The sequence below is a fragment of the Bradyrhizobium xenonodulans genome, assembly GCF_027594865.1.
In the GTDB taxonomy this organism is placed as follows: domain Bacteria; phylum Pseudomonadota; class Alphaproteobacteria; order Rhizobiales; family Xanthobacteraceae; genus Bradyrhizobium; species Bradyrhizobium xenonodulans.
Genome location: NZ_CP089391.1, coordinates 1,417,672 through 1,432,819, shown reverse-complemented (window position 1 = coordinate 1,432,819; position 15,148 = coordinate 1,417,672). Strand labels below are relative to the sequence as shown.

At 62.5% G+C, this 15,148-nt stretch carries 15 protein-coding genes and 1 tRNA gene; 6 read left to right on the top strand and 10 right to left on the bottom strand.

Annotated features, from left to right (window positions below; all coding sequences use genetic code 11):
* Window positions 1–40: 40 nt before the first annotated feature.
* Entirely contained in the window at window positions 41–694 is a 654-nt protein-coding gene (gene chpT / locus I3J27_RS06785) for a histidine phosphotransferase ChpT (RefSeq protein WP_270166785.1), read from the bottom strand.
* A 172-nt stretch (window positions 695–866) separates the two neighbouring features.
* Here chpT and I3J27_RS06780 point away from each other — a divergent pair, with 172 nt between their 5' ends.
* Window positions 867–1,697 carry a 3'(2'),5'-bisphosphate nucleotidase CysQ family protein gene (locus I3J27_RS06780; RefSeq protein WP_270166783.1) on the top strand — a complete coding sequence of 277 codons (831 nt, stop codon included), beginning with the start codon at window positions 867–869 and terminating at the stop codon, window positions 1,695–1,697.
* 8 nt (window positions 1,698–1,705) lie between these two features.
* Here the strand turns inward: I3J27_RS06780 and I3J27_RS06775 are convergent, their stop codons facing one another.
* Window positions 1,706–2,191 (bottom strand): YHS domain-containing (seleno)protein, encoded by a 486-nt coding sequence (locus I3J27_RS06775; RefSeq protein ID WP_270172598.1) that lies wholly within the window; start codon window positions 2,189–2,191, stop codon window positions 1,706–1,708.
* Between the two features lie 139 nt (window positions 2,192–2,330).
* On the opposite strand from I3J27_RS06775, the gene I3J27_RS06770 reads away from it, so the two are divergent.
* The 3 genes from I3J27_RS06770 (at window position 2,331) to I3J27_RS06760 (ending at window position 4,575) form a co-directional block, all read left to right on the top strand.
* A complete protein-coding gene (locus I3J27_RS06770; RefSeq protein ID WP_270166780.1) occupies window positions 2,331–2,936 on the top strand; it encodes a DUF1134 domain-containing protein in 606 nt (201 codons plus the stop codon).
* 118 nt (window positions 2,937–3,054) lie between these two features.
* Complete coding sequence (locus I3J27_RS06765) at window positions 3,055–4,341, top strand: coiled-coil domain-containing protein (protein WP_270166778.1); 1,287 nt, start codon at window positions 3,055–3,057, stop codon at window positions 4,339–4,341.
* A 159-nt stretch (window positions 4,342–4,500) separates the two neighbouring features.
* Window positions 4,501–4,575 (top strand) — tRNA-Val (locus I3J27_RS06760).
* Between the two features lie 209 nt (window positions 4,576–4,784).
* Here the strand turns inward: I3J27_RS06760 and I3J27_RS06755 are convergent.
* The 7 genes from I3J27_RS06755 to I3J27_RS06725 form a co-directional block, all read right to left on the bottom strand.
* Window positions 4,785–5,624: a universal stress protein gene (locus I3J27_RS06755; protein ID WP_270166776.1), complete on the bottom strand. Its 840-nt coding sequence runs from the start codon at window positions 5,622–5,624 to the stop codon at window positions 4,785–4,787.
* 112 nt (window positions 5,625–5,736) lie between these two features.
* The gene (locus tag I3J27_RS06750; RefSeq protein WP_270166774.1) at window positions 5,737–6,126 is read right to left on the bottom strand and encodes a response regulator; all 390 of its coding nucleotides are present in this window, start codon (window positions 6,124–6,126) and stop codon (window positions 5,737–5,739) included.
* Window positions 6,123–9,701 carry a GAF domain-containing protein gene (locus tag I3J27_RS06745; protein WP_270166772.1) on the bottom strand — a complete coding sequence of 1,193 codons (3,579 nt, stop codon included), beginning with the start codon at window positions 9,699–9,701 and terminating at the stop codon, window positions 6,123–6,125. Before I3J27_RS06745 ends, I3J27_RS06750 begins: the two co-directional genes overlap by 4 nt.
* Before the next feature lie 305 nt (window positions 9,702–10,006).
* A complete protein-coding gene (locus I3J27_RS06740) occupies window positions 10,007–10,684 on the bottom strand; it encodes a hypothetical protein (protein WP_270166770.1) in 678 nt (225 codons plus the stop codon).
* Between the two features lie 42 nt (window positions 10,685–10,726).
* On the bottom strand, window positions 10,727–11,209 hold the full coding sequence (greA, locus tag I3J27_RS06735; protein WP_270166769.1) for a transcription elongation factor GreA: 483 nt from the start codon (window positions 11,207–11,209) through the stop codon (window positions 10,727–10,729).
* Window positions 11,210–11,274: 65 nt separating this feature from the next.
* Window positions 11,275–11,784 (bottom strand): hypothetical protein, encoded by a 510-nt coding sequence (locus tag I3J27_RS06730; RefSeq protein WP_270166767.1) that lies wholly within the window; start codon window positions 11,782–11,784, stop codon window positions 11,275–11,277.
* 148 nt (window positions 11,785–11,932) lie between these two features.
* Window positions 11,933–12,262 (bottom strand): hypothetical protein, encoded by a 330-nt coding sequence (locus tag I3J27_RS06725; RefSeq protein ID WP_270166765.1) that lies wholly within the window; start codon window positions 12,260–12,262, stop codon window positions 11,933–11,935.
* A 216-nt stretch (window positions 12,263–12,478) separates the two neighbouring features.
* Between I3J27_RS06725 and I3J27_RS06720 the strand changes: the two genes are divergently transcribed.
* Together I3J27_RS06720 and I3J27_RS06715 are read left to right on the top strand one after the other, a co-directional pair.
* Entirely contained in the window at window positions 12,479–12,655 is a 177-nt protein-coding gene (locus I3J27_RS06720) for a hypothetical protein (RefSeq protein ID WP_270166763.1), read from the top strand.
* Between the two features lie 68 nt (window positions 12,656–12,723).
* Window positions 12,724–14,259, top strand: a complete 1,536-nt coding sequence (locus I3J27_RS06715; RefSeq protein ID WP_270166760.1) for a peroxidase family protein — start codon at window positions 12,724–12,726, stop codon at window positions 14,257–14,259.
* Window positions 14,260–14,445: 186 nt separating this feature from the next.
* Here the strand turns inward: I3J27_RS06715 and I3J27_RS06710 are convergent, their stop codons facing one another.
* The gene (locus I3J27_RS06710) at window positions 14,446–15,075 is read right to left on the bottom strand and encodes a CPBP family intramembrane glutamic endopeptidase (protein WP_270166759.1); all 630 of its coding nucleotides are present in this window, start codon (window positions 15,073–15,075) and stop codon (window positions 14,446–14,448) included.
* Window positions 15,076–15,148: the final 73 nt, after the last annotated feature.

Genomic DNA, 15,148 nt, shown 5'->3' with positions numbered 1-15,148 from the left:
CGTGAAGAATGGATTAACGATTGAGCGCGACGCGCTTCGTTTACGAAGCGGTAATGATGATGGCTTCGCCCTCCAGCTTGAGCGTCACCGTGAGTCCGCAGGCCTGCGCCAGCAGCCGCGTATAATAAGGCTGGATCGCGTGCGCGTCCGCGGCAGGTCCCCGCTCGCCGCTCAGCAGCTCGGAGATGTTCTGCGGCAGGCGCGCATTATGTCCGGTCGCAGTGATGCGGAAGCTCATGGTCTCGCCCTCGCCGATCGGATCGATCGTCAGCATGCCGCCGCGCGGGATCGTGTGCTGGGAAACGACCAGCATGTTGAGCAGCAGCTTGACGCGATTCTTCGGCAGCAGCAGCCGCGGCAGATTCCACGTGATCGAGCACTTGCCGTCCTCGATGTGGCCGCGCGCCATGGTCTGGGCATCGCCGAGATCGATCTGCGCGCCGGACGAGCCGGCCGCGCCGAAGGCGAGCCGGCAGAACTGGAGGCGGGCGGAGGCAGTCTTCGCGCTCTTGCGAATCAGGTCGAGCGCGAACTCGCGATCCTCGGGCTTGGGATCGTCGTCGAGCACTTCGAGCCCATTGACGATGGCGCCGACAGGGCTGATGAGATCGTGGCAGACCCGCGAGCACAGGAGTGCTGCGAGTTCGAGCATATCGGGAGCAGTAGCGGTACCGGGTGACGAAGCGTCAGACATAAAGGTTTCCTGGTATTGCACGGCACGGACGCGGCGAATCACGCATGCTTGGCGAGTGCCGCGGGTTCTAACATTCGCAAGCCCGTGGCAGCTAGCTTGCGATCGGTTCGAAAGCGGCCATAAAGCCGTGGGCGAATCAGCCGCGTGGGATGGAATTGCCGATGAATGAGGCATGCTGGTGAAACGGATCATCGACGGCGCCGCCGCTATCAGCCTGATGGAGCCGCTCACCGCCCTGGTGGTGAAGGCGGGTGAAGCAATCCTGGCGGTCAACCGCGCGGCAATGCGGGTCGACGGCAAGCAGGATGGCTCGCCCGTGACCGAGGCCGACCTTGCCGCCGACCGCGTCATCGCGGACGGCCTGGCGCAGCTTGCGGGCGACGTGCCGACGCTGTCGGAAGAGCGGACCCAGCTCGCCGCCCCGCCGTTTCAGGGCAGCTTCTTCCTGATCGACCCGCTCGACGGCACCAAGGAGTTCGTCGCCGGCCGTGACGAGTTCACCGTCAACCTCGCCCTCGTGACCGAGGGCGTGCCGCTGCTGGGCATCGTCAGCGCCCCCGCCCTCGGTCTGCTCTGGCGCGGCATCGTCGGCCGCGGCGCCGAGCGCGTCAGGTTCGACGGTGCGACCATCGGCGCTGCCGAGCCGGTCCGCACCCGCCCCCTGCCGGCGCAAGGCGCGCCGTGGATCGCGGCGGTGAGCCGCTCGCATGGCGATCCCAGGAGCGATGCCTTCATCAATGGCCGGCCCAATGCCGTCAGGAAGACCGTCGGCTCGGCGGTGAAATTCGGCCGGATCGCGGAGGGCAGCGCCGACATCTATCCCCGCTTCGGGCCTACGTGCGAATGGGATGTCGGGGCGGGCTGCGCCGTCGTGACAGCGGCCGGGGGCAAAGTCACCGACGGCAAGGGTGGCGAGCTCCGATTCGGTCAGCGCGGCGACACCGGCTTCATCATCCCGGAGTTCGTCGCCTGGGGCGATCCGCAGGCGCCAGGCCGCTACTGACCGAGCTGTTATTGGCTAAGCTGGTCCTGCAGCGCCGGCCAGCGCTTGCGCACCTCATAGAGGAAGCGCTCCGGGTCGGCGGCGAAGGCGTCGCGATTGGCCTCCCGGCTGAACAGATAGAGCCGCTGCGCCGAGATCACGTAGAAGCGGGGGTTGGCGGCGATGGCCACGCCCCGGGCGATGTCGGCCGGATCGTAGCCGCCGAATTGCGGCCCGTAGATTTCGGGATGGGCCAGGAAGGAAGCCCGGTTGCCCTCGTTGCGGAAGCGCCAGACCGCGCCCCAGAGGTTCGCCTCGAACTCCGTCGATCCCTGCACGGCCGCGCCATCGACGAAATAGGCGACGGGATCGAAGCCTTCGATCGCCACGCCGCTGAAGCGATTGACGACGACCCGCTCGGTGGTGGCTGCCTCCGCCGGCAACCCCGAGCAGCTGATCCAAATGCCCGCCAGCAGGCACATCAGGAGGCCGATCAAGGCAATTCCGGGGCGCAAAGGACTGGCTTCCTGCCGTTGTGCCGTCATAGTTGCTGCGGATAACATCCGAGTCGAGGGGACATCCGGCGCAACCTAGGACCGTGCCTGTTGGCGTCAGGTTAAGGAAGCAACGGGATTCGATACCAGGGGTTCTTTTATGACTTTCGCATCACGCCTTGCTGCGGTCGCGCTTGCCGCACTGGTCGGCTGGATCGCCCCGGCCTCCGCCCAGCAGGCGCCGCCGCCCAATTTGCCGCCGCCGCAGCGGACCCCGACGCCCCAGACCTATGGGCCGGACGAGCTCGTCACCGCCGGCCACCGTTTCTTCGGCAACGTCTCGCGCGGGCTCGCCTCGATCATCGAGAAGGCGGTCAGCCAATGGGGCCTGCCGAACGGCTATATCCTGGGTGAGGAAGGCTCCGGCGCCTTCGTCGCCGGCCTGCGCTACGGCGAAGGCACGCTCTACACCAAGAACGCCGGCGATCTGCGCGTCTACTGGCAGGGTCCCTCGCTCGGCTTCGACTGGGGCGGCGACGGCGCGCGCACCATGACGCTGGTCTATAACCTGCCCGCCACCAACGCGATCTACCAGCGCTTCGGCGGCATCGACGGCTCGGCCTATATCATCGGCGGCTTCGGCATGACCGCGCTCACCGCCAACAACATCGTGCTGGTGCCGATCCGCTCGGGCCTCGGCCTGCGGCTGGGAGCCAATATCGGCTATCTGAAATTCACGCCGCGCGCGACCTGGAACCCGTTCTAGGGCTGCTTCTCCCATCCGGGTAGGGATCAAGGTTAACAACAGGGCGGGGCTGGCTTTTTGCCGGCCCGCCATGCATTGTCCTTGGTAAATTTTTCCTTAGCTCTGGGAGTTCTGGCCCATGGTCGAACCGATCATGTACCTGGCGATCGGTTTCCTGCTCTCGATGCTGTGCGGGCTTGCGATCGTGCCGCTGGTGCATAACCGCGCGGTGCGCCTGACCACGCGCCGGCTCGAGGCCGCCACGCCGCTGTCGATGGCGGAGATCCAGGCCGACAAGGACCAGCTCCGCGCCGAATTCGCCATGTCGGCGCGACGGCTCGAGATGAGCGTCGACCAGCTCAAGAACAAGACCACGAGCCAGCTCGCCGAGCTCGGCAAGAAGAGCGACGCCATCAACCGCATGAAGATCGAGCTCGGCGAGAAGAACGCCACCATCTTCGCGCTGGAGGCGCGCGAGAAGGCGGTGAAGGAGCAGCTCCGCGCCACCGAGGAGGAATTCAACGCCAAGACCGAAGCCCTGCGCGCCGCCGAGAACGCGCTGACCGACAAGCAGAACGAACTCGCCAAGATCAATTCCGAACTCTCCGACCGCTCGATGATGGCGGAGAGCCGCCAGGTCGAGCTGGTCGCGGTGCGCGCGCAGATCGAGGAATTGAAGAACCGCGTCGGCGACGCCGAGAAGGAATTTGCGGCAACGCAGGCGCGGCTTGCGCAGGAGCGTACCGAATCCGAGACCGCCTCGCGCGAGCTCGGCGACGCCCGCGGCCGCGTCGAGAATCTGAGCCAGCGCGTCACCGAGCTCGATCGCCAGCTCATCGTGCAGGTGAAAGAGGCCGAGATGCTGTCGGGCCGGGTCGCCGACCTCGAGGGACGCCTCGCCACGCAGGGCAAGCTGCTGGCCGAGCGCGACTACGAGAACAACCAGCTGCGCCAGGCCCACGAGGCCAGCGAGCGCACCGTCAAGGAGCTGCGTGTCGAGATCGCAGGCCTCAGCGGCGGCAAGTCCTCGGCCGCGTTCGAAACGCTCCGCGCGGAAAAGACCGCGCTGGAGGAGCAGCTTCGCACCGCCCGCGACGAGCGTGCAAAGCTCCAGCGCGACATCAACGCGATCCAGCAGCAGGCGGAAAGCTCCTGGGCGACCGAGCGCATGGAGAACGCGCTGCTGCGCGAGCGCATCAACGACATCGCCGCCGAAGTCGCAAAACTGGCGATGCAGCTCGAAGGCCCGAACTCGCCGATCGAGGCGCTGCTTGCGGCCGAGGCGGGCCAGCCGCCGAAGCCGGCCCCGCGTCCGGCCAACGACGCCGCGACCGCGCCCGGCCTGCCCGAAGGCGGCGGAACGCTCGCCGAGCGCATCCGCGCGCTCCAGGCCCACGCCTCCCGCGCCCGCCAGCAGGGCGCGTAAGCGGCCCAAACAGCGGTTTCGCCTGCAAACTGCCGATCCGCGGAAGGTTTTCGGGCCTCAAGCCGCCTGAAAACTTGACACCTTCGGCCCGCACTTCTAAATCGCGGGCTCCGATGCGCCGGCCGGCCGACAAGGTCCGGCCGTCTGCATGATGGTCCCGGGCGCATAGCTCAGCGGGAGAGCGTTCCCTTCACACGGGAGAGGTCCAAGGTTCGATCCCTTGTGCGCCCACCATCCATCCTCCTGAACCATATTTGTTGCGGACGATGACCGACGCCGGCGGCTGTCCGTCGACCGTCCAAAACAAAAACGTCGAAAACAACCCCATGCACAGTAGCCGACACCAGTCGGATCAATGGGTTGCGCCTTTTCCGAATTCCGGTTTGCTCCGTCGGGCAAAACAGGGGCATGATGGCAATGATACCGCGAGAGGCCGACGTGCTCTAATGAGCCATCAGGACGGGCAAAGCCGCGTGTTCCAAGATGTAGCTGGTCGCCCCGCCGAAGATCATTTGCCGCAGCCGAGTGCGGGTGAAGGCTCCCTTGATCAAGAGATCGCAGCCTTGAGCTCTGGCGGCATCGAGGACCGCCTGTCCGGTGTCGCGATTCTCCAGTTCAACCCTTGTCACATGGGCTGCAACGTCATTGTACCGCAGTTGTTGGACGATCTGATCGGCAGATGGTCCTGGTACCCCTTGGCCGCCAATAACGGTTAGGACCGATACCCTTTCGGCCGAACGAAGCAACGGCATGGCAAATGCGTTTGCCCGAGCTTGCTCGGTACTACCATTCCAGTGGATCATAATATTTGTCGCGATGCTTCTTGGTGCCCTCTGTGGCGCCAGTAGAACGGGCCTGCCGCTCTCAAACAGAGCGGATTCGATCGCGCGGCGGTGAGGGCCCGCAGCATCAACGTCAGATCGTGCCATCACGATCAGATCGAAAGCGCGCCCATGACTTCCGACAAAGTCTTCGCCTTCGGGCGCGGTCTCGAGCCAGCCGAAGCATGGCCGACTCGATGCCGCAGTGGCTCGGGGAATACCGTGCTTCAGCATGTACGCTTCGAAGGAGTCGCGCATATCGTTCAGTTCGGCTTCGCTTTTCACCTGATACGAATCCAAGAGAATGCCGGTGGCCAATTCTGCCGCTACGTATTGAGGGACGCCGAACCGGAGTGGAAAGCCTTCGATATAGGCGCCGGAACGTTGGGCGAGACCTATGGCGACATCGAGCGTCGATGTCATCATCGAAATATTCTGAAGCGGAACCAAGAGCGTCTTCATTTTTCAACTCCCGGTGTTTTAAGTGAACATTGACGCAGGACGCCTGATCTCACCTGGTTAGGGGCTACGACCTCCCGTTCCGGCTTGTCATCGACCACGACAAGGCTTCCGGTCACGCGGCCTGCTCGAGCCTCGTATCGATCTCCTGTCGCAGCGCCGCGAAGTCGATTGGTTTGGTCAACAGGTCGGCTGCGCCGCTCGCCAGCGCTTTACGTTTGGTCTCGGCGTCACCGTAGGCCGTGATCATGATGACTGGTACATCGGGACGGGCCGAGCGCACGATCGGCAGCATCTCCAGCCCGCTCATTCCGGGCATGTGGATGTCGGACAGGATCAGAATCAGGTTGGCATCCTCGATCTCGACCGCACGCGCCAGGGCCGCGGGCGCGGACGATGCGAACTCCATGAGGAAGCGGCCGGCGCGCAAATCGCGCCGAAACTGCTGGCGGAACAACGCCTCGACGTCCGGCTCGTCGTCGACGATCAATATATAGACGCTCAACTTCTGCCTCCGGTCTGCAATGGTGCCGCCAGCGTTCGCGGCAGCGTAATGATGAACTCGGTATAATCGCCAGGCTCGGTATCGACCTCGATGCGTCCGCCGTGCTGCTTCACAACGATGTCGTGGCAGATTGAAAGGCCTAGTCCGGTTCCTTCACCGGCGGGCTTGGTCGTGAAGAATGGGTTGAATATCTTCTCTCTCACGTCGGCTGGGATGCCGGCGCCATTGTCGCGAATCCGGATTTCGACGGCGCCGCCGAGACTTGTGGTCGTCGCGCGCAGTCTCGGCTCGAAGCCGTCGCCAAGGGCGTCCTTTTGTTTGCTCGCCGCGTAGAATCCATTTGAAATGAGATTGAGGAACACTCGCGTGATCTCCTGCGGATACACATCGAGCGCCCCTGCAGACTGATCGAGATTCCTTTCAAGCGTGATATTGAAGCCCGCTTTTTCAGCGCGCGCGCCGTGATAAGCAAGATTGAGACTTTCCTCGACGATGGCGTTGATATCGGCCGTACGGCGCTCGCCAGAACCTTCGCGCGAGTGCAGAAGCATATTCTTGACGATGGAATCGGCGCGCTTGCCGTGCTGCACGATCTTTTCCAGATTACTTTGCAGCATGTGTATGAGCGCGTCGACGTCCTGCCTTGCTGCCTCTCCGAGTGCGGCTGAGCGCAGTCCGTCTCCGAGCTCATCAATCAGTTCAGACGAAAGCGCAGCAAAATTGTTGACGAAATTGAGCGGATTCTTGATCTCATGCGCTATGCCGGCGGTGAGTTGCCCCAGCGAGGCAAGCTTTTCGGTCTGGATCAACCGATCCTGCGCATTCCGCAGCTCCTCCAAAGACTGCGACAATTCCATTGTGCGCTCTCGCAGCTCATTCAAGAGGCGTGCATTCTCGATCGCAATCACGCCCTGATGTGCGAAGTTGGATACGAGCTCGATCTGCTTGTCAGTGAAGGACTTAACTTCCTGGCGGAAGATCGTGATGGTGCCAATCAGCTCATCTTCCTTGAGCATGGGCACGATGACGAGGGTCCGTGCGCCGGCAAGGTCGGCAAGCGCGCGAACGTTCGGATTCCCTTCGACGTAGGGCGGTTGAGTCCTGATATCGTCGATATGAACCGTCTGATGAGTTTTCTCGACAGTGCCTAGCCCACTTGCCGGATGTGGGCGGATGCTCTGGTATAGCCGGGTATCAACATAAGCTTGCGGCGCGTTGTGCAGTGCGACCGTACGAAAGCCGCCGTCCTCATAGAGATTCATGGTGCCGAAGCCGGCGCCACAAATTCGCGTCGCATTCTCCAGCATCTTGTCGAACACCGGAGTCAAGGCGCCCGATGAAGCGCTTATGATCTCCAGCACCTCCGACGTTGCCGTCTGTCGCTCCAACGATTCATTCAATTGTTCGAACAGACGCACGTTGCCGATGGCGATGACAGCTTGATCTGCGAAAGTCTGAAGCAGGGTGATCTGCTTCTCGCCAAATGGACGAACCTCCGTACGACGCAGCACGATTGCACCCATGCTCTCGCCATCGCGCAACAACGGCACGCTCAGAACGGTCCGAACGTTTGAGCGAAGCGCATATTCGCGTCCGGTCGGAAACTCCTCGCCTTCGGGCCCGAGCAGGTCGTGCACATGAACGGTGCGACGGTCGATAATCGCCCGGCCAGTGGGCGATTTGACACTGATTACCCGCCGGCTCCACACCACGGGCACTTGTCCATGATGGGCTTGGATGACGATGTCGTCGCCGTCCCTTAGAACCACCAATGCATCGTATGCCTCGCAAAGCCCGCATGCGCTTTCCACGATCGCCTTGAGCACCGGACCGACCTCGGTCGGCGAGGAAGCGATAACCCGCAAGATGTTGGCGCTGCCGGTCTGGTACGTCAGCGCCTCGGACAGGTCTCGCGTCCTGGTCTGTAATTGTTCGAAGAGCCGTACATTCTCGATGGCTATCACGGCCTGGTCGGCAAACGTCGCGACGAGCTCGATCTGCTTTTCCGTGAAGGGCTGCACACGCCTGCGGGCGATCACGATCGCTCCGATGGGCTCATTCTCGCGCAGGAGGGGAACACCGAGCGCCGTGCGCTGACCAGCCATGGTAGTCGACTCGCGCAGGCCGTATTCGGGGTCGGCAGCGACGTCGAGGACTTGCACCGGGCGGCGCTCGAGTACGGCCCGGCCTGTAACCGTGCTCCGGCCGGGCGTAATCGGGTTACCCTGGAGGAACGCGATGTATTCCTCGGAAAACCCCACCGCTGCTCCGGCCTGATATTCATCGCCTTCGCGACGCATGATGAAAGCCATCTCCGCTTCGCACAGCCGTGCCGCAGATTCGACCAGCGTGTTGAGCACGGTCTGCAGGTCGAAGGTCGAGCGGCTGATCACCTTCAGCACATCGGCAGTCGCGGTTTGCTGCTGGAGGGATTCGGCGAGATCGCGCGTCTTCGCTTCGACCTCATCGAACAGCCGGACATTCTCAATCGCGATCACCGCCTGATCGGCGAAAGTGGAGACCAAGTCGATCTGCTTGTCCGTGAACGAGTTCACGGCCTTGCGACCGAGGAACAGCACGCCGATCGTTTCTCCTGATCGAAGCAAAGGTACGCCCAGGAGGGTCCGGTAACCGCCGGCCCTCTGCTGCTCGGGAAAAGCGTATTCGGGATCGACCAGGACATCCTGGATCTGAACAGCCTTGCTGGACAGCAGGACGCGCCCAACGACGCTGCCGCGTCCAGCATTGAGTCGAATGCCCGCCGAGACCTCGGCCCACTGGGGCGAGAAATTGTACCGAGTTGCATGATAGTAGGCGCCATCGGTGTCCTGCCGGACGATTGCCGCCATGTCGGCACCACACAGCCACGCCGCCGATTCCGTGAGCGTGTCGAGAACCGTTTGCAAATCAAACGCGGAGCGGCTGATGACCTTCAACACATCGGCGGTCGCCGTCTGCTGCTGCAGCGATTCCCGCAAGTCTTCCGTGCGCGCCTGCACCTCATTGAACAGCCGCGCATTCTCGATGGCGATAACGGCCTGATCGGCGAAGGTCTGCAAAAGTTGAACATGATGTGGAGCGAAGGTACCGGGCTCGACTCGCGTTACGCTGATCATGCCGATCACCACGCCGGTGGTCGTGAGCGGAACGAACAGCATGCTGCGAAAGCCGCGGGCGCGCGCGATCATTTTGATTTCGTTCGTCAGCATTTCAGTGTCGGGGGTCGGCACCACCTGACCCGCCTGGACTTGTCCGAAACTCTCAAAAGCGGCAATCGGCCTCGGAAACATATTCTTCAGAGCCGCATCGGCGGCAAAATTCGTCGGCGTGAATGCAACCAAATGGGCATTGCCGTCGATGAAACGGAATACGGTCGTCGAAAAGCCACCGAGCAAGGCATTGGCCCGCTTCGCGATTGCATCGAATACCGGGTTCACCTCTGCTGGCGAACTGGCGATGATCTTGAGAATGTCCGCGGTAGCGCTCTCGCGATCTTGTGCGGCGCGCAATTCGGCCAGGAGCCGCGCGTTCTCTTGCTGCAAATCCGCCACCACGTCCTGAGGAAGTGCGGCCATGATGAAAATCCACGTCGCCGGCCGGTTCGGGCCGACTTAAAATCTGAACAAGGAAAGCGTCAGGAATTATTCCACTCTCGGGTCCTTCCGACCAGACGTATCGTGAGTTGATTTTTCATCAACTACGCGTCAGCCCGTGCCCGGGAATACCTCGGCTTCATCCCGACGATGGTCTTGATCGCGCTGGATCTCGGGAGCTCAAGGTTTGGCCCCTTGCGCCCCCATCCTTCCTCCTGAACCATGCCCGATTGTGGAGATCATCGACGCCTGTGGCGGACAAGCTGCGTGCAATGACGGAGCAACCTCTAGACGGCCCGAGCGGGCCGCCAGGCCGCGTAGAGCCCGACGAGCGTCCCGATGGCGACCAGCGCGGCGGCCAGCAGCACCTGCAATTCGCCGTCATCGGTGGGGCCGACGGACGACACCAGCCTGGTCACGATGACGAACAGAATGCCGACAGCGACTGCTGCACCCACGCTGAGATAGGCGAGCTCTCGCGTCAGGTTCCGGCCGAGAAGTCCGAGCGCCGTGAAATACATCGCGCAGGCGTTGGGATGAATGAACAAGGCAATGCGTGCGTAAGGACCGTAGGCATCGAACAGGGACTCGCATCGGCTCAGGGCCGCCTTCGAGGCAACCCGCTGCAGGAACGGCCTGAAGAAGCGAGCCTGTCCGTAGCTCACGACGGCACCCACGATGATGGCCAGCCACGCCATGATGAAAACGGAGACATCCACGCTCTTCGGACTGAGCGCCACGGACATCAGGATGAGAGCGGTTCCGGGAAAATAGCCGAAATACGGGAAGACCGCCTCCAGCAGCACGCAGACGAACATGAAGACCGGAAACCACGCCGAACCGGTCGCGCCCTGGACGATGGCGTTCAGGTCGAACAGATCCGTCTTGTACAGGACGAGGTACATGCACATGGCAAGTCCCGCCAGCGCGTAAAACGGCAACGCTCCCGACAGAAACCGTCTCATCCGACCATCGGGCTTTGTTGTGCGGACACGGCGGAGACCATCCTACGCAATCGACAGAATCTCGATCTCTTGCGCGCCTGATCCCACGACGTCCCCGACCGCCTTTCCCATCAGCGACTTCGCGACCGGCGCGACGAACGAGATCGATCCGGCCTTCGGATCGGCTTCGTCCTCGCCGACGATGCGATAGGTCTGCACCCGGCCGTCAGTGCGGCTGAAGGTGACCGTGCTGCCGAAGGCGACGATATCGGTCGACTCGGGCTTCGGCACGACCTGCGCGGTACGCAGGCGTTCGGTCAGATAGCGGGCGTCGCGCAACGGCACCGCCGACTGCCGGCGCTTCTCGTTGACGTCCTCGATGGCTTGCGCGGCTTCATAGGCCGCGCGCGCGTCGGCAAGCTGCGCCTGCAAGGCCTGCAGGCCCGCTTCCGTCACGAGATTTGGATGCGGCGAGATCGGGCGATCCGGCAACAGCGTCTCGGACGCAGTCTCGGCACTCTCTTCTTTGGTAAAGGCGACGCTCAATTGAAATCCTGTCGAACTGTCCTGGTTGCCTGCGGCGCGTTCCCACCGCCGCGGATTGCCCCGGACTATATCTCAAGTTCGACGAAGCGGCGCAGCTTGAAGACGAGGTCCGGCAAGGCCTGGCGGAACCGCGTCGCGTCCTGGAATCTGGTCGAGAACGGCGCGAAGGTGATCATCGCGTTCCAGTGCCTGTAGCCGTAGACCGTGACGGAAGCGCCGGTCGCCGGAAAATTCTCCATCTTGCGCAGCTCGCCGAGCACGAGATCGGCAATCGCTTCCGCAGGCAGCAGCTGCTTGCCATCCGGTGTCGTGGCGATTTTCGCCGGCGGCTCGACCGGCTTGGTCGCGGCCGGCGCGGCACTGGACGCCGTCTCGGGCTCGTTCTCAGACTTGTTCTCAGCATTGGCCGGTGCTGCATCGGACGTGGATGCCTCGACCAGCTCAAATCCGTTCGTCGGCGCAGTCGGGGGACCCTCGGTGAGTGGCGGCGGAGCAACGATGTCTGCGCGCTTATTGCCTCCCAGGATGCTGCTGATCATGGCCATGAGGCCAGCATCCTTTACGTCGTCGCTCATTACTCCCCCCGGCGTTGGCCTACTCTAGCACCGCGCCGGCAGACCACCACAACATATGTGGCTCGGATCCCGCCTGGCCAAGGCCGTCCGTCGTTCGAAGGCACCGGCGGCGCGACGTCCGGTCACGTCGCGCCGCCGATGCAATCCGCTACTGCTTATCGAACGGAATATATTGCTGGTACTGCTTGGGCACCGAACTGCGATAGCGCGCGGGAACGGTACCGCTGTCGACCGAGTGATCGATCTCCTGCTGCCGGGTCATCTTCTTCTTCGGCTGCTTCTTCGATGCACTCTTCTTGGAGTCGGATGGCTGGCTGGATTCGGTTGCGGCCGGCGCTGTCGTTGCGGCCGGCGCGCTGGTCGTCGCCGCAGGCGCTGCGGTTCCGCCGGCCGCGGGCGCCGTCTGCGCCAGCGCGAGCGGCGTTTGCATGAGAATCGCCAGCGCGGTCGTCGCGGCCAGCACATATGATTTTTGCATCAGAACCTCCAAAATGACCTGATCCGAATGAGGCAAAGCGTAGGCCTCAGGGACCGACGCGGGCAAGTCTGCTCACGATAGGCTGGGAGCCCGTCGCGAACTGTGGCCGAGATCACATAGTTCATCGCGGCTTGCGTCATCATAGCCCCATGTCGAACGCAGCGCCCACTGCGGACACCAAGACAAGCACGACAAAGTGTCGGACATGTCCCGGAAATGGACTCGCGCGAAGCCGCGTTCGTCCTGGCGATGACGAGAATGTTATCCGTCATCATTTCGGGAAAAATTTGCAAGGCGCGGCCGCAGCTTGCGCGCAAGCGCCTCCTTTCGAAATATCGTTGCGGCCGGGCAATTGTGATCCATATCGCTCGCGGCGGGCGTGATCTCGCCTAGCCTGCATATCCCAGCGCGAACAACTTTAGCTCGATTTGTTTCATCTCGACTTTTCAGAGAGGTTCTTCATGAGCAGCCGCCACGCAATTGTTCCGCGCGGTCTGAACGCAACGCGTTCGCCGCTTTCGCAAGGCCGCTTCGGCCGCATGTTCCGCAAGATCAAGCCCGCGACGTTCGGCACGAATGACGCCGACAATGTCGCGAGCCTGTCGGCGCTGGCCGACAAGATGGTCGCCGGCTTCGATGGGCCGAAGGACGGGCCGGACGCGGAAGAGAGCGGCATTCCCGCGCTCTACACCTATTTCGGCCAGTTCATCGACCACGACGTCACGTTCGATCCGGTAAGCTCGCTGACCAAGCAGCAGGATCCCGACGGGCTCGTCGACTTCCGCACGCCGTCGTTTGACCTCGACAATCTCTACGGCCGCGGCCCGAACGACCAGCCCTATATGTATGACGGCATCAAGTTCCGCCTCGGCGAGAAGCTGACCGGCACCGGCGTGCCCGATGCCAGCGACCTTCCGCGCTTCAAGGGCCGCGCGCTGATCGGCGATCCCCGCAACGACGAGAACAGCATCGTCTCGCAATTCCAGGCCCTGATGCTGCGCTTTCACAACCGCATGGTCGACGACAACGACAGCCTGTCGTTCGAGGACGTGCAGCAGCGCGTCCGATTCCACTACCAATACGTCGTGCTGAACGACTTCCTGCCGCGCATCGTCCACGCCAGCGTGCTGGACGCGCTGAAGACCGCAGGTCACTACGACCGCAGCAAGCTCGCTCACTACCACTGGAAGACTTATCCGTTCATGCCGGTCGAATTCTCGGTCGCGGCCTACCGGCTCGGACACTCCATGATCCGTCCCGGCTACCGGCTGAACGATGCGGACAACATGCTGCTCCAGATCTTCCCCGATCCGCACAATCCGGACCACAACGCATTGACCGGCTTCCGCGCTATGGGCCCGGGACGCGCCATGGACTGGGGCCGCTTCATCGATCTCGACACGCGCGCTTACGGCGTCGAGGACGACGACACCAATCCCGACAACAAGCGGCGGCTTCAGTTCGCCTATCGCATCGATGCCTCGCTGGTCGATCCGCTGCGCAAGCTGCCGCCGGAGGTCGCGTCCAATCCGGCCTCGCTTGCGCTGCGCAATCTCGAGCGCAGCTGGCGGCTCGGTCTTCCCTCGGGCCAGGCCGTCGCCAGGGCGATGAACCTGACGCCGCTGAGCGACGACGAGATCATCATCGGCAAAGCCGTCGACGAGCCCGGCACCGGCGACCCCCAGACCAAGATTGCGACCATCGCGAACGGCGTGTTCGCCGGCAACTGTCCGCTCTGGGCCTACATCCTGGCCGAGGCGCGGCAGTTCCAGATCCCCGTCACGATCCCGGCCACCGGCGCGCCCGGCCCGATCAACACACCGCAGCTCGGCCCCGTCGGCGGTCGCATCGTCGCCGAAGTCTTCCTCGGCATGATGTTCGGCGACAATTCCTCCGTGCTGTCGCTCGACCCGCAATGGACGCCGGTGACGGGCTCCGGCTTCGCGCTCAGGGATCTCGTCGCCTATGCGCTCGGCCAAGGTGATCCTCTGCACTGAGCGGCGACGATCGATGACGCAAGGGCCGCTCGCATTGTGCGGGCGGCCTGTGGTTTACCTCGCGCTGATGGGGAGAGGTAAACCTCCAAGGCGTGCACTGACAGACTTGTCGCGTCTGGTTTGCCCTCAGAAGGTGACGTTGAAAATGACGTGCATGATGCCGGCGTTGGGCCAATAGGCGACCTTTCAAAACGCGAAGTTCACTATGTCAGCCAGGTAGTGTCCAAGAACTGCAGGCCAAAGTGCCCCGGATCGGCGGTACAACATCATCAACAAGCCACCTATCACCATAGCCGCGCCAATATTCCCGAAACCCGTCCACCAGTGATAGGCTCCAAACAAAAATGAGGTTGCGAGAACCAAGGCATAGCCGTCATCCAAATAGCTCTGCAGCAGATGACGCGCACAGCGGCGGAATACGATCTCCTCACTTAAGGCGACTAGCCCAAGACCAAAAATGATATCGACGACATGTAGCCAGCCTTGCACTTCAGGATATGCCCCGAGCACTGTCGCAGGTAGGTCTCCATTAATGGTTCGTTGGATCCAACCGCCCCAATAGTGGTCCGCGAGGACAATGCCGACAATCCAGATGGTCACTTCCCATCGCGCCATTCGAAGTGGTTCAAATCGGAAGGCTATCTTCCGCGCAGCAGGTATGGCGCACAGAACTGCCAAGGCCCCGAGGCGGCCTGCGTAATCCCAGACGATCCATGCTGCCGGATCGGATTGTTGCAGTCTTACAATTTGCGACACAACCATTGGGAAAAGGGCCGCCGCGAACCAGAGAGGCGTGGGTATCGAGCGAGCCATCATCAGGTATCTTTAGCGCCGCTAATACATTCAGCGCAATGCGGCCTAGCGAGCAGGGCACGTCTGCCTTGGGTCA